Source organism: Mesorhizobium sp. WSM4829 (assembly GCF_055811475.1).
The window spans coordinates 27,012-46,461 of the sequence record NZ_JBVVQJ010000008.1 but is presented as its reverse complement, the minus strand read 5'-3'; the positions used below and the strand labels follow the sequence as shown (position 1 = coordinate 46,461).

17 protein-coding genes are annotated in these 19,450 nt (G+C 63.1%); 8 read left to right on the top strand and 9 right to left on the bottom strand.

Annotation, left to right across the window (positions count from 1 at the left end; all coding sequences use genetic code 11):
- Window positions 1–11 precede the first annotated feature (11 nt).
- The 5 genes from AC0L17_RS10105 to AC0L17_RS10085 form a co-directional block, all read right to left on the bottom strand.
- On the bottom strand, window positions 12–800 hold the full coding sequence (locus tag AC0L17_RS10105; protein ID WP_473515718.1) for a molybdopterin-binding protein: 789 nt from the start codon (window positions 798–800) through the stop codon (window positions 12–14).
- Window position 801: 1 nt separating this feature from the next.
- Window positions 802–1,683, bottom strand: a complete 882-nt coding sequence (locus AC0L17_RS10100; RefSeq protein WP_473515717.1) for a cytochrome b/b6 domain-containing protein — start codon at window positions 1,681–1,683, stop codon at window positions 802–804.
- Window positions 1,684–1,797: 114 nt separating this feature from the next.
- On the bottom strand, window positions 1,798–2,481 hold the full coding sequence (locus AC0L17_RS10095) for a DUF1345 domain-containing protein (RefSeq protein ID WP_473515716.1): 684 nt from the start codon (window positions 2,479–2,481) through the stop codon (window positions 1,798–1,800).
- A 132-nt stretch (window positions 2,482–2,613) separates the two neighbouring features.
- On the bottom strand, window positions 2,614–3,081 hold the full coding sequence (locus AC0L17_RS10090) for a YaiI/YqxD family protein (protein WP_473515715.1): 468 nt from the start codon (window positions 3,079–3,081) through the stop codon (window positions 2,614–2,616).
- A 294-nt stretch (window positions 3,082–3,375) separates the two neighbouring features.
- The gene (locus AC0L17_RS10085) at window positions 3,376–4,503 is read right to left on the bottom strand and encodes an S-(hydroxymethyl)glutathione dehydrogenase/class III alcohol dehydrogenase (RefSeq protein ID WP_091597176.1); all 1,128 of its coding nucleotides are present in this window, start codon (window positions 4,501–4,503) and stop codon (window positions 3,376–3,378) included.
- 199 nt (window positions 4,504–4,702) lie between these two features.
- Between AC0L17_RS10085 and AC0L17_RS10080 the strand changes: the two genes are divergently transcribed.
- The 4 genes from AC0L17_RS10080 (at window position 4,703) to AC0L17_RS10065 (ending at window position 12,533) form a co-directional block, all read left to right on the top strand.
- On the top strand, window positions 4,703–6,715 hold the full coding sequence (locus AC0L17_RS10080) for an acetyl-CoA carboxylase biotin carboxylase subunit (protein WP_473515714.1): 2,013 nt from the start codon (window positions 4,703–4,705) through the stop codon (window positions 6,713–6,715).
- A gap of 270 nt (window positions 6,716–6,985) precedes the next feature.
- Window positions 6,986–10,513 carry a DNA polymerase III subunit alpha gene (dnaE, locus tag AC0L17_RS10075; protein WP_473515713.1) on the top strand — a complete coding sequence of 1,176 codons (3,528 nt, stop codon included), beginning with the start codon at window positions 6,986–6,988 and terminating at the stop codon, window positions 10,511–10,513.
- A gap of 102 nt (window positions 10,514–10,615) precedes the next feature.
- On the top strand, window positions 10,616–11,626 hold the full coding sequence (locus AC0L17_RS10070) for a methyltransferase (protein ID WP_473515712.1): 1,011 nt from the start codon (window positions 10,616–10,618) through the stop codon (window positions 11,624–11,626).
- Between the two features lie 103 nt (window positions 11,627–11,729).
- The gene (locus AC0L17_RS10065) at window positions 11,730–12,533 is read left to right on the top strand and encodes a potassium channel family protein (RefSeq protein WP_473515711.1); all 804 of its coding nucleotides are present in this window, start codon (window positions 11,730–11,732) and stop codon (window positions 12,531–12,533) included.
- 103 nt (window positions 12,534–12,636) lie between these two features.
- Here AC0L17_RS10065 and AC0L17_RS10060 read toward each other — a convergent pair whose 3' ends face one another.
- Window positions 12,637–13,518, bottom strand: coding sequence for a DMT family transporter (locus AC0L17_RS10060; RefSeq protein ID WP_473515710.1), 882 nt, complete (start codon window positions 13,516–13,518; stop codon window positions 12,637–12,639).
- 154 nt (window positions 13,519–13,672) lie between these two features.
- Here AC0L17_RS10060 and AC0L17_RS10055 point away from each other — a divergent pair, with 154 nt between their 5' ends.
- Window positions 13,673–14,179 (top strand): hypothetical protein, encoded by a 507-nt coding sequence (locus AC0L17_RS10055; protein ID WP_473490309.1) that lies wholly within the window; start codon window positions 13,673–13,675, stop codon window positions 14,177–14,179.
- Window positions 14,180–14,277: 98 nt separating this feature from the next.
- On the opposite strand, the gene AC0L17_RS10050 is transcribed toward AC0L17_RS10055, so the two are convergent.
- A complete protein-coding gene (locus tag AC0L17_RS10050) occupies window positions 14,278–15,606 on the bottom strand; it encodes a DNA polymerase IV (protein WP_473515709.1) in 1,329 nt (442 codons plus the stop codon).
- 68 nt (window positions 15,607–15,674) lie between these two features.
- Here AC0L17_RS10050 and AC0L17_RS10045 point away from each other — a divergent pair, with 68 nt between their 5' ends.
- The 3 genes from AC0L17_RS10045 (at window position 15,675) to AC0L17_RS10035 (ending at window position 18,025) form a co-directional block, all read left to right on the top strand.
- Complete coding sequence (locus AC0L17_RS10045) at window positions 15,675–16,250, top strand: GNAT family N-acetyltransferase (protein WP_473515708.1); 576 nt, start codon at window positions 15,675–15,677, stop codon at window positions 16,248–16,250.
- A 123-nt stretch (window positions 16,251–16,373) separates the two neighbouring features.
- Window positions 16,374–17,096: a DUF6065 family protein gene (locus AC0L17_RS10040; protein ID WP_473515707.1), complete on the top strand. Its 723-nt coding sequence runs from the start codon at window positions 16,374–16,376 to the stop codon at window positions 17,094–17,096.
- Window positions 17,097–17,530: 434 nt separating this feature from the next.
- The gene (locus AC0L17_RS10035; protein ID WP_473515706.1) at window positions 17,531–18,025 is read left to right on the top strand and encodes a hypothetical protein; all 495 of its coding nucleotides are present in this window, start codon (window positions 17,531–17,533) and stop codon (window positions 18,023–18,025) included.
- Here AC0L17_RS10035 and AC0L17_RS10030 read toward each other — a convergent pair.
- Both AC0L17_RS10030 and AC0L17_RS10025 read right to left on the bottom strand, forming a co-directional pair.
- A complete protein-coding gene (locus tag AC0L17_RS10030) occupies window positions 18,007–18,798 on the bottom strand; it encodes an anti-sigma factor family protein (protein WP_473515705.1) in 792 nt (263 codons plus the stop codon). The genes AC0L17_RS10035 and AC0L17_RS10030 overlap by 19 nt on opposite strands.
- Window positions 18,795–19,337: an RNA polymerase sigma factor gene (locus AC0L17_RS10025; protein ID WP_473515704.1), complete on the bottom strand. Its 543-nt coding sequence runs from the start codon at window positions 19,335–19,337 to the stop codon at window positions 18,795–18,797. Before AC0L17_RS10025 ends, AC0L17_RS10030 begins: the two co-directional genes overlap by 4 nt.
- Window positions 19,338–19,450: the final 113 nt, after the last annotated feature.

The following is a 19,450-nucleotide window of genomic DNA, read 5'->3' as shown; positions in this document are numbered from 1 at the left end:
GAGCTATGGCTTCAAATGCCGCCGTACCAGTCGTAGCCATTGTCCTCCCAGTAGCCGCCCCTGCCGCCGCCGATAGCGGCGAAACTGTCGACCAGTTCGATCCGGCGGAGATACTTTGGCATCTTGTAGCCGATCTGGCGCTCGACGCGGACGCGCAGCGGCGCGCCGTTCTCGACCGGCAGCGGCTTGCCGTTCAGGCCATAGGCAAGGATCGTCTGCGGGTGACGGGCATCGATCAGGTCGATCGAGCCGTAATATTTGATGTCGCCGGACAGGCTGCGGTCGATCGTGTCGAGGCAATGGAACATGACGTAGCGCGCCTGTGGCTTGACCACCGCCTGATCAAGCACCAGCGACAGCGGCGTGCCGGTCCATTTGGCGATGCAACTCCAGCCTTCGACGCAGTCGTGGCGGGTGATCTGGGTGCGGCTTGGCATGTTCATCAATTGCTCGCGGGTCAGCGACAGCGGCTTTTCGACGAGGCCTGAGACATCGAGCCGCCAGTCGGCGAAATTGTTGGCGAGCAGGCTTTTGTAGACATCGTCGTCCGGCGCGGTGACGCCGTTCGGCCGCTGCGGCTGGCGAATGTCGGCTTCGGTGAATTCCGGCGCCAGCGAATCGCCGGCGAGCAGGCGCTGCGCGCGCCAGGTCAGGCCGTTGGCGCCTTCGAGGAAACTGCGCAGGCCGTCGCCGACACGAAGCTGGCTGTCGAATGCATCGCAACCCGACAGCATGATGCCGGTGACGCCGAGGCTGGCCGAGGTCAGGAATTTTCTGCGGCTGATCACAAACTTCGCCATCTCACGCACCCCTCTGCGGCGTCTTGCTGCCATGCGCCGGCGGATCGGTTCGGTACCAGCCGGTGATGATGGAACGCAGCTCGTTGATCGGGCCGGCAGCGAAGATCATCAGCATATGGATGATGAAGAAGGCGACGAGCAGCAGCATCACGACGAAATGGATTGTCCGCGCCGTCTGCCTGCCGCCAAGCAAATCGTTGAGGAACGGCAGCGCCGCATTCATGCTCGGCGACATGGCAAGGCCGGTGATGATCATCAGCGGCAGCAGCACGAATATCACGCCGCCATAGGCCATCTTCTGCAGCGTGTTGTATTCGCGCGTGTGATGGAACTTGAATTTGGCATGATCGACGATGTCTCGCGGCAAACGCCTGAGATCGTCGATGCGAGGGACAAGATCGCGGCGCAGATGACCGTTGATCAGGCTGGCGACCAGCCACACGACCAGGGTCGTGGTCAGTATCCACGCGAAGAAGAAATGGACGACGCGGGCGGTGCCGAGGTCGTAATAGGAGGGGATTGTCGCCCAGGACGGGAAGGCGCGGGACGTCTCGCGACCCGCCGGCCCCGACCAGCCGAGCACACCGGTTGTGTCGAAGCGCTTGCCGAACATTTCGGTGTAGCCGCGCGGGCCGTTTGCGGTGTTCTCGGCGCCGATAGCGAAGATGGTGTTGTTATATGCGAATCCCGATTCCTTGCCGATATAGAGCTGGGGGCGGGCGTTGAAGATCTGCAGGCCGGAAAGCAGCATGAAGAACAGCGAAATGGCCCAAAGCCAGTGCGTCAGCCGCGTCCAGCGCGACTGCCGGTAGATCAGCGTTGCATCTTTCGGCGCGGCAGTATCAGGCCCGACAGTGGATTGGCTCCTGGCAACCGATTGCATTTTTTCGCGTCCTTCCGGCCGCTCAGCCGGCCTTTCCGATCGTTCTCCTCCCAATACGTTGCCAGCCAAAGCGATGTTTCATCCGATCACAGAATTATTACAGACTGCCCGGTGCTACCGGCTCCCGAGACTGACGGCGAGGTTGACCGCGGCGGCGACGATCACCGTATTGAAAAAGAACGACAGGATCGAATGCAAAAGCACGATGTGACGCATTTGCGTGGTCGAGACCGCGGTATCGGAGGTCTGTGAGGTCATGCCGACGGTGGTCGAGAAATAGAGAAAATCCCAGCCGTCCGGCCGTTCCTTACCGGCAAATACGAGGCCGCCGACCGGCTTTTTCTGTTTCGCTTTGCTGCCGGGTTCGGTCTCTTCATCGTTGACCCAGTAAACATGGGCGTAGTGCAGCGCCGTCATGGCGTGGATGGTGAACCAGCCGAGGGGGATCGACAGCAGCGCGAAGGTGAGTTCGACAGGATGCGCGCTGCCCTCGCGATTAATCAATTGGAACAGCGAGATGATGGCAACGGTGACGACAATCAGCGTCACCGCAAAGATGACCAGCACCGGCTGGTCGGTGGCCCGCGCGTTCTTGCTCAAAAAGCGGCCGGTGAGCAGCGGCATCTGGACGAGGACGATGACGGTGTAGGCGGCGAAAAACGCATTGGCGCCGATCGAAAAGGCGAGCGAAGTGCGCAAGACCAGCGCGATCGCCAGTGCCACTACACCGATGCAGGCCGACACCGCGAACTGCATGTGGCGGTGCAGTGGTGTCTTCAGGGGCGTCTCGGTCGTCATGGCCCGGCCTCTGATGGCGGTCCGTCTTCTACACCGCCGCTCGTCTTTTAAGACTCGGACATTATAACACTTTTGATTGTGCGCATGATATTCCGGTTTTGCTGCGTTGACCTCCGATCAGAGGTGAAAGCGCTAGCCCGGCGCGGCGGATTTCAGCGCACGCCGCAAGATGCGGTCGAGCTCGCCGAGAAATCGCGAGCGGTCCTGCGGCGCGAAACTGGCATTGTAGCCCTTGCTTTCGCCGGTCTCGCGCAGATGCTGCTTGAGGTCGCGCATCGCTACCGCCATGCCGATCGTTTCCGGCGTGAACGGGCGTCCGGTCGGCCCAAGCACATAGGCGCCGAGCGCCACCGTGCGGGCGGCAAGCGGGATGTCTGATGTCACGACGATGTCGTTGGGCTTGGCATTGTCGACGATCCAGTCGTCCGCCGCGTCGGCGCCCTTGGACACGACGACGTTGCGGATCATCGGGTCGCGCGACGGGCGCAGCCCGCCATTGGAGACAAAGGTGACGACGACGCCATGGCGCTCGGCGACCTTCTCGACCTCGGCCTTCACCGGACAGGCATCGGCATCGACGTAAATGGCGGGTGCGGGCATGGTTCGTTCCAAGCGTATGAAGCCGGGCGAATGTGCCTGGATTGATGTTCGAGCGGTCAAAGGTCGGCGCTGCCCCTCATCCGCCTGCCGGCACCTTCTCCCCGTATAGTGACGGGGCGAAGGGGCTGGCCGCAACCTAGGCACGCTTTCCGCCACGCTGCAGATTGGCGAAATCCCTTTGCGAAGGCGTCTTTCTCCCCGTCACTGTACGGGGAGAAATGCCCGGCAGGGCAATGAGGGGCGGCGCAGACCTAAAGCGATTGCCTTGCTTCCTCCCGGCCACGTCGCAAATTCTCAATAGACCACCACGCTCCTGATGCTCTTGCCCTCATGCATCAGGTCAAAACCCTTGTTGATGTCCTCCAGCTTCAGCGTGTGGGTGATCATCGGGTCGATCTCGATCTTGCCGTCCATGTACCAGTCGACGATCTTCGGCACGTCGGTGCGGCCGCGCGCTCCGCCGAAGGCGGTGCCCATCCAGGTGCGGCCGGTGACCAGCTGGAACGGCCGCGTCGAGATCTCCTGGCCGGCGCCGGCAACGCCGATGACCACCGACTTGCCCCAGCCGCGGTGCGATGCTTCTAGGGCCTGGCGCATCACCTTGGTGCTGCCGGTGCAGTCGAACGTATAGTCGGCGCCGCCGATCTGGTCGGCGCCGCGTTTTGTCATGTTGACGAGATAGGGCACGATATCGCCGTCGATCTCCTTCGGATTGACGAAATGCGTCATGCCGAATTTCTCGCCCCATTCCTTCTTGTCGTTGTTCAGGTCGACGCCGATGATCATGTCGGCGCCGGCCAGGCGCAGCCCCTGGATGACGTTGAGGCCGATGCCGCCGAGGCCGAAGACGGCGGCCGTGGCGCCGATCTCGACCTTGGCTGTGTTGATCACCGCGCCGATGCCGGTGGTGACGCCGCAGCCGATGTAGCAGATCTTGTCGAAGGGCGCGTCGGGATTGACCTTGGCCACCGCAATCTCGGGCAGCACGGTGAAGTTGGAGAAGGTCGAGCAGCCCATATAGTGGAAGATCTTGTCCTTGCCGATCGAGAAGCGCGACGAACCGTCCGGCATCAGCCCTTGCCCCTGCGTGGCACGGATCGCGGTGCACAGATTGGTCTTTCTGGACAGGCAGGACGGGCATTGCCGGCATTCCGGCGTGTAGAGCGGGATGACGTGGTCACCCTTCTTGACCGAGGTGACGCCCTTGCCGACATCGACGACGATGCCGGCGCCCTCATGGCCGAGGATCGCCGGAAAAATGCCTTCGGGATCGGCGCCCGACAGCGTGAACTCGTCGGTGTGGCAGATGCCGGTCGCCTTGATCTCGACCAGCACCTCGCCGGCTCGCGGGCCGTCGAGGTCGACCTCCAGGATTTCCAGCGGCTTTCCGGCGGCGACAGCGACAGCGGCACGGGTTTTCATCGGGGCTCTCCTCTCAAGCCAAATCGGCAATCGAGGCGAGCTTTAGCGTATCTGCAGGTTCTGGACTATGGGACGAATTGACAGTTCGGTGCCGGGTTTTGGTCGGCACCAGGCGACTTACGCCCGGATATGCGCCTACGTGCCTTGACCGGCCGGGCCAAGCCCATAAAAGAAAGGCAGCCGAGGGAACAAAACCCGTATGTTCACAAAAATCCTGATCGCCAATCGTGGCGAGATCGCCTGCCGCGTCATCAAGACGGCGCGCAAGATGGGCATCGCCACCGTCGCGGTCTATTCGGACGCCGATCGTGACGCCGTGCATGTCGAGATGGCTGACGAGGCTGTCCATATCGGGCCTTCCCCGGCGTCTGAGAGCTATCTGGTGCCGGAGAAGATCATTGCCGCCTGCAAGGCGACGGGTGCTGAAGCCGTGCACCCCGGCTACGGGTTTTTATCCGAACGCGCCTCCTTCTGTGAAGCGCTGGAGAACGAAGGCATCGTCTTCATCGGCCCGAAACCCGGAGCGATCAGGGCGATGGGCGACAAGATCGAATCGAAGAAATTCGCCAATGCAGCCAGGGTCAGCACGGTGCCCGGCTGGCTCGGCGTCATCGAGAATGCCGGTCATGCCGAGAAAATAGCCGGCGAGATCGGCTATCCCGTGATGATCAAGGCCTCGGCCGGCGGCGGCGGCAAGGGCATGCGCATCGCCTGGAGCAAGGCCGAGGTGCGCGACGGGTTCGACCGGGCGCGGTCGGAGGCCAAAAGCTCGTTCGGTGACGACCGCGTCTTCATCGAAAAGTTCGTGGTCGATCCGCGCCACATCGAGATCCAGGTGCTGGCCGACGCGCATGGCAATGCGCTTTATCTCGGCGAGCGCGAATGCTCGATCCAGCGCCGCAACCAGAAGGTCGTCGAAGAGGCGCCTTCACCTTTCCTCGACGCCAGGACCCGGAAAGCCATGGGCGAGCAGGCGGTGGCGCTGGCCAGCGCGGTCGACTACCAGAGCGCCGGCACGGTCGAGTTCATCGTAGATAGTGAAAAGAACTTCTATTTCCTTGAAATGAATACACGATTGCAGGTCGAGCACCCGGTGACCGAGCTCGTCACCGGCATTGACCTGGTCGAGCAGATGATCCGCATAGCAGCCGGCGAAAAGCTCGCCATCAAACAAAGCGACGTCAAGCTGAACGGCTGGGCGGTGGAAAGCCGGCTCTACGCCGAGGACCCGTATCGCAATTTCCTGCCGTCGATCGGCCGGCTGACGAGATACCGGCCGCCGCAAGAGGGACAGTTCGGCGACGTCGTCGTCCGCAACGATACCGGGGTTACCGAGGGTTCGGAAATCTCGATGTTCTATGACCCGATGGTCGCCAAGCTGTGCACCTGGGCGCCGACGCGGCTCGCAGCGATAGACGCCATGTCCGAAGCGCTCGACAGTTTTGTCGTCGACGGCATCGAGCACAACATGCCGTTTCTGGCAGCACTTATGCAGCATCCGCGCTGGCGGGAAGGGCGGATATCGACCGCCTTCATATCAGAGGAATATCCCGACGGTTTCGCGCCGATCGTGCCTGATAGCGAGGAAAAGGCCGTTCTCGCAGCGATCGCCGCCGCGGTCGAACTGCTGCGCCGCGACCGGCTCGACCGGCTCGGCGGGCGGCTGGCGCCGCATTCGGGTGTCCTGAAACGCGACTGGGTGGTCAAGATCGGCAAGGACTATCTTTCAGCCTCGGTGCTCGAAGGCATGATCTCCATTCCGATGGAGTTCGGTCTGTCGATCGACGGCGGCAAGGCGCTGACGGTAGCCTCCGACTGGCGTCCGGGCGATCTCGTCTGGCGCGGCACGGTCGGCGGCCGAAGGATCGCTGCGCAGGTCAGGCCGGTGCTGAACGGGCTTCGCGTCGCCTGGAAAGGCATGTCGGTGAGCGCCCGCGCCATGCTGCCGCGCACCGCCGAACTCGAAAGGCTGATGCCGGAAAAAGTGGCGCCGGATACGTCGAAGATGCTGCTCTGCCCGATGCCCGGCCTTGTCGTGTCGATCGCCGTTGCCGAAGGGCAGGAGGTCAAGGCCGGCGAGACGCTGGCGGTCGTCGAGGCGATGAAGATGGAAAACGTGCTGCGCGCCGAGCGCGATCTCACCGTGTCGAAACTCAAGGCAAAACCGGGCGACAGTCTTGCCGTCGACGCGGTGATCATGGAATTTGCGTGAGGCTGAAAAATCATGCTCGACGCCGGTCTGGGAGTTTGGAGATTGGTGAAAGCCGCGATGACGGCCAATCTCCCCCCTTGCGGGGGAGATTGGCAGCTTCGTCGACGGCGCCTGCCGTGGCGATGAGCAGCGGAGACCCGAAGCGATCTGCCCTGCACCGTCATTAGCACTGATCGCGAGCTCGCAACTTCCTCAATTGCTGGACTCGCATCGTCCGGTGCCGGACAATACATCCTCATCGACTGAGTCCTCTCAAACGGCGATAAAAAAATGGCGAATGAGACACTTCCCCGCGATCCGTTGCGGCGCGAGGCCTTTGTGAAGGCGTCGCGGCCGGAAGCGCCGGCGCGGCCGTTCATTCATCTGCGCGTGCATTCGGCCTATTCGCTGCTCGAAGGCGCCTTGCAGCTCGGCACGGTTGTCGGCCATGCGGTCAAAGATGACGCCCCGGCCATTGCCGTCACCGACACCAACAATCTGTTCGGCGCGCTCGAATTTGCGCAAAAGGCGGTGAAGGAGGGCATCCAGCCGATCATCGGCTGCCAGACCGCTCTCGCTTTTTCCGGTGAAGCCAGCGACAGCCAGCGCGACCGCAGGCGGCAAGGTCCGGAGATGCGGCCGGTGGTTTTGATCGCGGCGACCGAGGCCGGCTACAGCAATCTGGTCAGGCTGGTCAGCCGGGTCTATCTGGAAACGCCGCCCGGCGAGGCCGTGCATCTGACGACCGACATGCTGCAAGGCCATTGCGACGGCCTGATCTGTCTCAGCGGCGGCCCGCGCGGCCCGATCGGCAACGCGCTGAAAGAGGACCGCCGCGACCTCGCCGAGACGCGGCTTCTAGCGCTCAAGGCGCTGTTCGGCGACCGGCTCTATGTCGAGCTGGAACGGGTTTCCGGCTATGACCGGGCCATCGAGAAATCGTCAGTCGACCTCGCCTATATCAATGACTTGCCGCTGGTTGCCACCAACGAGGCGTTTTTCTCCTCGCGCGACGACTATGAGGCGCATGATGCGCTGATCGCCATCGCCGAAGGGTCGGTCGTCGCCGTCGACAATCGCCGGCGGCTGTCGCCCGACAATTTTCTGAGAAGCCAGGCCGAGATGGCGAGGCTGTTCGCCGATCTGCCGGAGGCGATCGACAACACCGTCGAGATCGCGCTGCGCTGCTCCTACTATCCCAAGACCCGCAACCCGATCCTGCCGCGCTTTGCCGGCGGCGATGTCGCCGACGCCGACGCGGCGGTGAAGGCGGAGGCGCAGGAGCTTTCCAGGCAGGCGCATGAAGGGCTGGAGGCGCGGCTCGCCGCGCACGGCCTGGCCCCTGGCTATACGGTCGAGCAATATCGCGAACGGCTGGAATTCGAGCTCGGCATTATCGAGAAGATGAAATTCCCCGGCTACTTCCTGATCGTCGCCGACTTCATCAAATGGGCGAAGGCGCAGGGCATTCCGGTCGGGCCGGGGCGCGGCTCGGGCGCCGGCTCGCTGGTCGCATATTCGACGACCATCACCGACATCGACCCGCTGCGCTTCTCGCTGCTGTTCGAGCGCTTCCTCAATCCCGACCGCGTGTCGATGCCCGACTTCGACATCGATTTCTGCCAGGACCGGCGCGAGGAGGTCATCCGCTACGTCCAGCAGAAATACGGACGCGACCAGGTCGGCCAGATCATCACCTTCGGCACGCTGCAGGCCCGCGCGGTGCTGCGCGATGTCGGCCGCGTGCTGCAGATGCCCTATGGCCAGGTCGACAAGCTCAGCAAAATGGTGCCGTCGAACCCGGCCAATCCCGTCAAGCTCGCCGACGCCATCGCCAACGAGCCGCGCTTCGCCGAGGAGGCGGAGCGCGAGCCGATCGTGCAGACGCTGCTCGACATGGCGCAGAAGCTGGAAGGGCTCTACCGCCACGCCTCGACGCATGCCGCCGGCATCGTCATCGGCGACCGGCCGCTGTGGGAGCTGGTGCCGATGTACCGCGATCCGCGCTCGGACATGCCGGTCACCCAGTTCAACATGAAGTATGTCGAGCAGGCCGGCCTGGTGAAGTTCGACTTCCTCGGCCTGAAGACGCTGACGGTGCTGGAGACCGCGGTCAAGCTGATCCGCCGCCGCGGCATCGAGATCGATCTTGCCCACATTCCGCTCGACGACCCCGACACCTATGCCATGCTGTCACGCGGCGAAGTGGTCGGCGTGTTCCAGGTGGAAAGTGCCGGCATGCGCAAGGCGCTGATCGGCATGCGGCCCGACTGCATCGAGGACATCATTGCGCTGGTCGCGCTTTACCGGCCGGGCCCGATGGAGAACATCCCGACCTACAACGCCAGAAAGCACGGCGAGGAGGAGATGGCATCGATCCATCCGAAGATCGACCATCTGGTGAAGGAGACGCAAGGCGTCATCGTCTACCAGGAACAGGTGATGCAGATCGCGCAGGAGCTTGCCGGCTATTCGCTGGGCGAAGCCGACCTGCTGCGCCGCGCCATGGGCAAGAAGATCCGTGCCGAAATGGACAAGCAGCGCGAGCGCTTCGTCTCGGGCGCGATCGAGCGCGGCGTCGGCAAGCCGCAAGCCGACTTCATCTTCGACCTGCTGGCAAAGTTCGCCGACTATGGTTTCAACAAGTCGCATGCCGCCGCCTATGCGGTCGTCTCCTACCAGACGGCCTATCTGAAAGCGCACTACCCGGTCGAATTCCTGGCCGCGTCGATGACGCTCGACATGGGCAACACCGATAAACTCGCCGATTTCCGCCAGGATGCGCTGCGCCTCGGCATCGATGTCGTGGCGCCGTCGGTGATATCAAGCTTCCGCGCCTTCGAAGTCGCCGAGAACCGGATCTTCTATTCGCTGGCCGCGCTCAAGGGCGTCGGCGACGCGGCGGTCGAGCATATCGTCGCCATGCGCGGCGAAAAACCGTTCAAGAACCTCGCCGATTTTTGCGAAAGGGTCGACCCGAAGATCGTCGGCAAGCGCGTCTTCGAAAGCCTGATCATGGCCGGTGCGCTCGACTGCTTCGGTCACGACCGCGCCGCGATGATGGCGGGCGTCGAGCGGATGATGGGGCTGGCGTCGCTTGCGCAGCAGAATGCAATGTCGGGCCAGCACGACATTTTCGGCGCCTCGCTCGGGGCGCAGTCGCAGGCGCTCAACCTGCCGGCGACCGACCCGTGGCTTGCCGCCGACCGCCTGCACCGTGAATTCCAGGTGGTCGGCTTCTATCTCTCGGCGCACCCGCTGGACGAATACAAGGCGGCGCTGCAGAAGATGCGGGTGCAGACCTGGGCCGAGTTCTCGGGCGCCGTCAAACGCGGCGCTGCCGCCGGGCGGCTTGCCGGCACCGTCACCACCAAGCAGGAGCGCAAGACGCGCACCGGCAACAAGATGGGCGTCGTGCAGTTCTCCGACACGTCGGGCCAGTATGAAGCAGTGCTGTTTTCCGAAGGTCTGGCGCAATATCGCGACCTGCTCGAGCCCGGCCGTTCGGTGGTGGTCACAGTTTCGGCCGAGGACAGGCCCGAAGGCGTCAATCTGCGCATCCAGACGGTGCAGTCGCTGGAGGACGAGGCAAGCCGCATCCAAAAAGCCTTGCGCATCTTTGTCAGGGATGACCGGCCGGCGTCGGCGATTCAATCGCAGCTTACCCAGCGCGGCGACAGCCTGGTGAGCATTATCGTCATCAAGGACGAGGCGCAGGGCGAGGTCGAGATCGAACTGCCCAACCGTTACCGCGTCTCGCCACAGATCGCCTCGGCCATGCGGGCGGTGCCGGGCGTGGTGGAGGTGGAGTTGGTGTGAGCTAACGACCGTATTCCGCCAGGTCGCATTGCCCGGTGACGATGCCGCTGGTATTGTGGGCTCGGCGGCCTGGGTCTTTCGGCGGCCCGGGGGGAGCGCGTCATGGATGAGCGGGATGCCGCTGCCGAACTCCAGAAAATGGTCAATGGCTTCCAGGTATCTCAGGCGATATGCGTCGCCGCCACGCTGGGCATTGCAGACCATCTCAAGGACGGAAAACGCACCAGCGGCGAACTGGCCGTGCTGACCAATACCCATCCGCAGGCGCTCTACCGGCTGCTGCGCGCCCTTGCGTCGGTCGGCGTGTTCCATGAAGCGGAAGACCGATCCTTCTCGCTGACCCCGGTTGGCGGCGCGTTGCGATCCGACGTTCAGCATTCGGTCGCGTCGTGGGCAATTCTGGCCGGACGGCCGTATTTCCGTCAGGCATGGAGCGATCTGCTGCACAGTGTCAGCACCGGCGAAAACGCCTTTCGCCATGCTTATGGCAAGGGCGTTTGGGAATACCGGGCGGAGCATCCGGAAGAGTCCGTCGTTTTCGACCGGGCGATGACGGCGATGTCGCGTGGCGTCGCCGCTGCGGTGCTCGCGGCCTATGACTTCCGGCGGTTCTCTGTCGTTATGGATGTAGGCGGCGGGCAGGGCGCGCTGCTTGCCGAAATCCTCCGCCGCAATCCCGGCCAGCGCGGCATTCTATTCGATCAGCCGCAGGTCGTGGCGAAGGCCGGCCCGGTCTTTGACGCTGCGGCTGTGGCTGATCGCTGCGACATCGTCGCCGGCGATTTCTTCGTCTCGGTGCCCGAAGGAGCCGATGCGATTGTGCTTAAATGGATCTTGCATGACTGGGACGACGACACAAACATCCGGATCCTGAAAACCTGCCGCCGGGCGATTCGCCCGGAAGGCAAACTGCTGGTGCTCGAGAGCATTCTGGCGCCGCCCAATGAAGGCGCCGTCGCAAAATTCGGCGATCTGAACATGCTGGTCATGCCGGGCGGGCAGGAGCGCACGGCGGAAGAATTCAGGTTGCTGCTTGCGGCGTCGGATTTTCGGGTCGCCAATATCGTTGAAGCCGGACCTCGTATCAGCATTATCGAGGCGGAACCGGTCTGATTGCTTTCCGGGCCTGGAACGCTGCGGATGTTCTCAAGCCGCAGCGGCTTGCCTCTGCTCTGCCCACTGGACGGCTGTCGCAGCGAGCGTTATCGCAATTGTCATGAAGGCGCCGAAAAGGGACGGAGTGCAGGATTTTTCAGCCTTGGCGCGGCTGCGCGACACATTGCGCAAACTCTATCACGGGCGCACGCCTGCGGCTTTCCGGTTTCAGCTGGCGGCTGTAATCATCGACCTTGCCATCATCGCCTTCTTCATCGCCACACCGGTGATCCAGGAATCGTCCTCGTTCCTGTGGCTCGATTATTCAGTGGCAGCGCTTGTCGCCGCCGACATGATTGCCCGGCTGCTGGCGTCAAACAACATGCTGCGCCTGATGAAGCAGCCGACGTCGTGGGTCGACGGCTTCATCCTGCTGACGCTGCTGATGCCTTCGGCGCTGGCCAATCTGGGTTTTCTGCGCATATTGCGGCTGTGGTCGCTGTCGCGCAGCGGCGCGCTGTGGCGGTTTTTCGAGATGCGCGGCCTCAAAAAATGGCGCGAGGCGAGCCACGCAGTCATCAATCTCCTGACATTCCTGTTTGTCGTCACCGGTTTCGTCTACACCTTCTTCTTCCGCACCGGGGCCGGCCTCGAAGGCTATGTCGATGCGCTGTATTTCACCGTCGCCACGGTGACCACGACCGGCTTCGGCGACATCGTCCTGCCGGGGATAGCCGGCAAGCTCACCGCCATCGTTACCATGATCATCGGCATATCGCTGTTCGTCAGGCTGGCACAGGCGCTCTTCCGTCCCAACAAGGTCTTCTTCCCGTGCCCGCAATGTGGCCTTCAGCGGCATGAAGCCGACGCCGTCCACTGCAAGGCCTGCGGGCATCTCCTCAACATACCCGACGAAGGCGACTGAAATGCGAGGCTAAGCGCGGTTTTGTGGAAACAAAACCGCGCGGTAGCTCTTTGCTTTGACGCATTTTGTCGGACGCCAAACGAAGACGTTTGGCTGCAAAATGCTAAGACGCTGCCACTTCCGCTGGTTTGGTCGCCTTTTTCTGCAGATTAAGCAGATTGCTCAGCAGGATCAGCAAGGCGCCCCCGGCGGTGAAGGCGTCGATCTGCTCCTGATACAGCAGCCAGCCGATCAGCGCCGACAGCGGCACGCGCAAAAAGTCCATCGGCGAGATGACGGTGGCGTCGGCATAGGCGAGTGCACGCGCCATGCAGAAATGCGACGACATGCCGGTGAAGGCGATCAGCAGGATCCACGGCCACAGTTCGAGCGGCGGGTTGCGCCATTCGTAGAGCGCCGGGATCAGCCCGAGCACCGACTGGATGACCAGCATCCAGAAGATGATGGACACGACGCTGTCCGTCCGCGTCAACGATTTGACCAGGACCACGGATATGCCGAAGCAGACCGCGGCACCCAGCACGACAACATGTCCCGGATCGACCGAGCCGACGCCCGGACGGACGATGATCAGCACACCGATCAGCCCGAGCACGATCGCTGCAAGTCTGGGCCGGCTTAGTCTTTCACCAAGAAAGCCGACCGCCAGAATGGCCGTCCAGATCGGCGTCGTGAATTCGATGGAGATCAGCACGGCCAGCGGGATCAATGTCAAGGCGTAGAGCCATGCCGCCTGGCCGACAAAATGGACGACGTTTCGGGCGATATGGGCGGCGGGGCGTTTGCTGCGCATTGCCGCAAAACCGCCTGACATCATCACCAGCGGCAGGAGGATGAACAGGCCGATCACCGAGCGCAGCTCCAGCACCTGGAAGACGTTGAGCTCGGCGGTCGTGGCGCGGCCGGCGACCGACATCGTCAGAAACGATGCGATCGACAGCGCCATCCAGAACGCGGCCTTGGGGATCGAGGGCGAGGGTGCCATGCGCGCTATGTCGCAAGTCGGGACTTTCACCGCAACCGCTAGTCGACGCATTCGGCTGGGCCAGAGCGGCACGTTGCAAAACGGTCATGTTGAGGGCGGAACCTGCCGTCACGGCGAGCGTTGGTCCAACAGCCAGATCAAGGGGAGAGATCCAATGAAATCATGTGCACGATTTGCACTTGCCGGCTGCCTGGCGGCTGCCGCCGGCGCGGCTCATGCCGATGAGGCCGATTTTCTTCGCTCGTTCGAGGGGAATTTTGCCGGCAAGGGCACCGTCAAGGTAACCACCGAGGCGCCGACGGTGAACGTCTCCTGCCGCTTCAATTCCGACGCGACATCGAGTTCACTGTCGCTGGACGGCACCTGCCGCGGTCTCGTCGTGGTGACGCGCGCCATCAGTGCCGACCTGAAGTCCAGCGGGACGAAGTACACCGGCACCTATGTCGGATCCCGCACCGGGCCGGCGCAGCTCAGCGGCAGGCGCTCGGGCAATGCGATCAATCTCGGCATCCGCTGGGCGAAGGAGGTCAACGGCGATCGCACGGCGCAAATGACCGTCGAGAAGAACGGCGAGGACGGCATGCGGCTGACCGTTATCGACGTCGACCCGAAAACCGGCGAGCGCGTGATGACCAGCCGGATCGATTTGCGACGCACCTGAAGCGGCCCGCTTTACCTTGTCTTGTTTGAGCGTGATCTTTCCGAGAACTGGATCCGCTTTTCGCTTGCGCGGACATTCGGTTCGGGGTCATGCTTAAACTAATCCTCGATCGGCTCTGGCGGGTGGGCGTTGCGGCCCTTGCCGAAGGTGTAGCCGGTCTCCACCGCCTTGCGGCCGAACTTGTCGCGCAACCTGTCGATGGCGCCTTCGGCCATGGCACGCTTGCGTGACTGGATATCGACCAGGTCGGGCGGATCGGCCTTTTCGTCATTCGAGAGGTCGCTGACGCCGATGCCGAGCAGCCGGTATCTGGTGCCGTCCGCCTCCTTGCGCAGCAACTCGAGCCCGGTCGAGAATATGCGGTCGGCCAGCCGTGTCGGGTCGCCGAGCTGCCGGTTGCGCGTGCGGGTCTTGAAATCCTGCGTCTTCAGCTTCAGCACGACGGTGCGCCCGGCAATGCCGGACTTCTTCAGCCGCCCCGAGACTTTTTCCGACAGCGCTCTCAGCACCGAAACCAGTTGCTCGGGGGAGGCGATGTCGGTGTCGAAAGTGGTCTCTGCCGAGACGCTTTTCGCATCCTGGTCGGGGTGAACGCGGCGGTCGTCCTCGCCGCGTGAAAGATAGTACAGCCGGTCGCCCATCACGCCGTAGCGGCGCATCAGGTCACCGCGCTCCATGCGCTGCAACTGGCCGATAGTGCGGATGCCGTCGCGCTCAAGCGTGGCGGCGAAGGCTTTTCCCACACCCCAGATCAGCGTCACCGGCTGCTCGGCCAGAAAGCCGGTCGCCTCGGCTTGGCCGATCACCGAAAAGCCGCGCGGCTTGCGAAAGTCCGACGCCACCTTGGCCAGGAACTTGCAGTAGGAAAGGCCTGATGAAACGGTGATGCCGATCTCCTTCTCCACCTCGAGCGCGAAGCGTGCCAGCACCACCGCCGGCGGCAAGCCATGCAGGCGCTCGGTGCCGGCAAGGTCCAGAAACGCTTCGTCGATGGAGATCGGCTCGACCAGCGGCGTCAGCGCCTGCATCATGGCGCGCACCTCGCGGCCGACGCGCCCATATTTTTCCATGTCCGGCGGGATGACGACCGCTTCCGGACAGGCTTCGAGCGCCTTGAACATCGGCATCGCCGAGCGGACCCCGTGGACGCGGGCGATGTAGCAAGCGGTGGAGACGACGCCGCGCTTGCCGCCGCCGATGATCAACGGCCGGTCCTTCAGCGCCGGGTTGTCGCGCTTTTCGACCGCCGCATAAAACGCGTCGCAGTCGATGTGGGCGAGATGCAGCCGGTAGAGCTCCGGATGGCGGGCCAGCCGTGGACTGCCGCAGCGCTCACAGCGCCGTGCCTCACCGCGCTGAAAGGTCAGGCAGTCGCGGCAAAAACCGTGATCGGGATTGTTGACAGGAACCGCCATCGCTGCGAACATAAAGAGAACAAAAGCAATGGTACGTCAGGACGGACGCCACGACAAGGCGGTGGGCCGGGAGAGAGTTCGTGAATACGACCATAGCGCCGCTGGTGCCCGAGCTTTGGGCGGATTTTGAAGATCTTTTCGGTAAGCAGGGTGCCTGCTACGGCTGTTGGTGCACGCATTTCCGGCTGTCGCCGGCCGCGCGCCGCGCCAGCAACCGGGAACGCAACAAGGACCACATCAAGGCGCGGATCGAGGCCGGGCCGCCACCGGGCGTGCTGGCGTTCGAGGATGGCAAGGCGGTCGGCTGGATGCAGATCGGCCCGCGCGCCGACGTGCCCGAATGGAACAACAAGGGCAGGGGGTCGGCGCCGGTCGATCCCGCCGACGCCACCGATCCGGGCGTCTGGGCGATTTCCTGCTTCTTCATCCGCGTCAAGGCGCGCGGCAGGGGCGTGACGCACCGGCTGGTCGAAGGCGGGATCGAATTTGCTCGCCAGAATGGCGCGCGGCTGGTCGAGGCATGTCCGATCGACCTGTCGAGAGATTCGCGTTCGATCGGGCTGTTCGTCGGCTCGTCGCGGGTCTTCGAGAAAGCCGGCTTCGAGAGGCTGGTCGAGCGCAAGGCGGGCCGGCCGCTGATGCGATTGGTGCTTTAGCCAACGCTGCTGTGCGCGCCGCGGTGGCCGAACTATCGTCGTCGGTTTGCATATCAGACGCCCATCCGGGAATAAATCCGGCTGCGGCCCGTTCCTCCTCGGATTTTTCCATGGAGGCCATCGATGTTTCATTTTTCCCAGACTTCTCAGAAGACCTCTCGCTCGATCCGGTTTGCCTGTCGGCCGGAAGATCATGGCGTCATCGCGCCGCCAGTGGCGGCCAAGACGGTCCTGCCGGACTGGTTCCGCAAACTGCCGCCGGTCGATGCGCAGCAAGCCTCGGCCACCAACAATGGCCTGACCGTCAAGCGCTGCATGCCGTTTCTCGACGCGATGACAACCGGCTGGATCCTGCCGCTCGCGGCGACCGTCCGCCTTGAGATCAAGGATGGCGGCAGCGCCGTCGATGCCGGCTGGGAGTTCGACAGGGTGATGGTGAGCAATCATGGCGCGCATCAGGTCGCCGGCAATCCGAAGGAACCGGCACCGCCATGCAAGTTTCACAATTACTGGTCGATCCGTACCCCGCCGGGCTGGAGTTGCCTGTTCCTGCCGCCGCTCAATCGGCCGGCTCAGCCTTTTGAATGCGTCGCCGGCATCGTCGATACCGACACCTACGCAGCCCACATCCATTTTCCGTTCTTTGCGACGGCGCCGGATGGCCTCTACGTCATCGAAAAGGGAACGCCGCTGGTCCAGGTCATACCGTTTCGCCGCGAAGATGCGGCGCTCAAGGCCGAGATCCAGGCGGAGACCGGAGCCGAGGCGACCGAGCGCGAAGCGGTCTACCGCAACACGATTGCCAGCGAAGGCTGGTATCGCAAATGGGCCCGCGCGGCCCGCTAGACTTTTCCCGGAGAACAATGCGAAACGGGGCCGCTAGGCCCCGTTTCGCATGGGTTGCCAGCGGCGCGAAGCGACGCGGCGCAGACCCCTAATGCTGATCTGTAGCGATCCTTCGCGCCCCCCTCTGTCCTGCCGGACATCTCCCCCACAAGGGGGGAGATCGGCAGCTTCGACGACGGCGCCCTTTTTTCAACGTTGAAAATTGGCGAAAGCCGAGGGGACAAGCCAATCTCCCCCCAAAGTGGGGGAGATGTCCGGCAGGACAGAGGGGGGCGCCTCGCTCCGCCATCACAGGTTCTGCGCCAATCGCCAGCGAATGCGAAACGGGGGCCAACTGGCCCCCGTTTCTCGGTGGATTGCGCGCTCTATCGTCCGGCCGATGTCAACGCCGCCAGTTGCGCGACCAGCCGCGATCCGAACCGTTCGAGTTCGAGTTGGAGGAACTGTTCGACGATGAGTTCGAATTCGAGTTGCTCGAGGAATTGGAGCTGGAGTTCGAAGACGAGTTCGAATTCGAATTGCTCGACGAATTAGAGCTGGAATTCGACGAACCGTTGGACGACGAATTGGAGCTCGAATTTGAAGAGCTGTTGCCAGCGACGATGAAGGAACCGTCGCTTTGGCTGGACATTGCCGCCGGCGGACGCTCGGTTTCCGGCGCCCCCGCGGGAGACTCCTTCGCCTGCGCCGTGGTGCTTGCGAGCGCTGCCATTCCTGCGACCAGTGTTGACTTGAGCTTCCAGTGTCTTGTCATTGTAGTTACTCCTTGTTTCAGACTGGACCGGCAGTTGCGGCCCGGCGGAGTAACGGGCGATCGCCGGCTTTATTCCATTCAAAGAAAGTTGGATTCCATTTCAGGGCAAGCCGGGCCAGAGCAAGCCGGGTCAGAGCGGGCCGGGCCGTCGCAGTTTCACTTCCGGTCCTTCTGACGGATCTCGTCCAGCGCCTTGACTTCCTCCTCGGCTGACATCGGAGCGCCTGCTTCGATCGCCGAAAGATAGGCGTCGAGGGCTTCGGTCGACGAGGCCGGGGCATAGCCTCCGGCGTCGCCCGGCGCCACGACCGCGAAGCTGACGCGCCATTCGTCGCCGGAACGGCAGGCGACCGACATCACCGTGGAGCGGTCCTGCGAGTCAACCTCGAACTCGCGGCACAAATCCTGCGAATCGTTACGGAACGTAGCGATGGCCCGGAACCGGTCGCTGATCCCGGCGAGCTTGATCTCCTTGCCGGACTCGACCGTTTCAAGGGCCTGGGCCAGGCCCGGCCTGATGACGCCGGCAACCCACAAGCCGCCCTGCGTGCGTTCGTTGCTGCCTGCTGCCCAATAGCCGGCGAGCCCGCCGCCAATTGCCGCCGCGAGAGAGGCGGCAATTGGCAGCATCCATCGAGACCTCGAAGAAGGCCCTGCCAAGCGCCTGTTGCCGAAGGGCAGTATCGATGCCGTCGCCGCTTTCTCGCCGGCACGCCTGGCCTCGATCATCTGCTCGACGGCCGCGACAAGTTTTTCGGGAACCGGCTCGTCGAGCAGCGGCTTCAGCGCGGCCTGCGCCTGCGCTCTGGTTTCGATGAACACAGCAATCCTGGCCACCAGACGGTCGTCCGTTTCCATCGCCTGCTCGATCCTGGCGACCATGTCCGGATCAAGCTCACCGTCGGCGAACCGCATCAGGATTTCGTCCGAAAAAGTCTCTTCGGTCATTTTGCAGCCCCTTTTGTGACCGGAGAACGGGTGGGCGCCGAAGATATTCCAGTCGCCTCCGCCAGATTCCTCCTCGCTCGGGCCAGCCTGCTCATCACCGTCCCGATCGGCACGGCAAGGACTTCCGCGGCCTCCTTGTAGGAAAGCTCTTCGACACAGACCAGAAGCAGCACGTCGCGCTGGTCGGCGGCGAGATCGCCTATGGCTTGCGCCACGCTGTTCAGCGCCAGCCGCGCCTCCATCTCGCGCTCACCGGAAACGCCGGCGATGTCATGGCGCCCGTCGATATCGTCCTGCGGGCCGGCGACCTTGCGCTTGCGGATGTCGTCGATCCACAGATTTCTCAGGATCTTGAACATCCACGCGTCGAAGCGCGTCCCTGGCTCGAAACGCTGCTCGTTGGCGAGCGCCCGTTCGCAGGCACGCTGGACAAGATCGTCCGCGATGTCGCGGGACCGGCACAGCGCAATCGCGAACCGGCGCAGATTCGGCAGAAAAGCGACAAGCTGATCTTGGACGCGGTCGGCTTTTTCCGGCATGTTGCTCCAGGTTCTGGAATAAAGCGGCCCCGCGCCCGTTCCTCGCAAGGCTAGCTTATTGCCGGACAGCTCCGCTAGCCTTGCGATGTTGATAATCGGCGACGGCCGGAAAT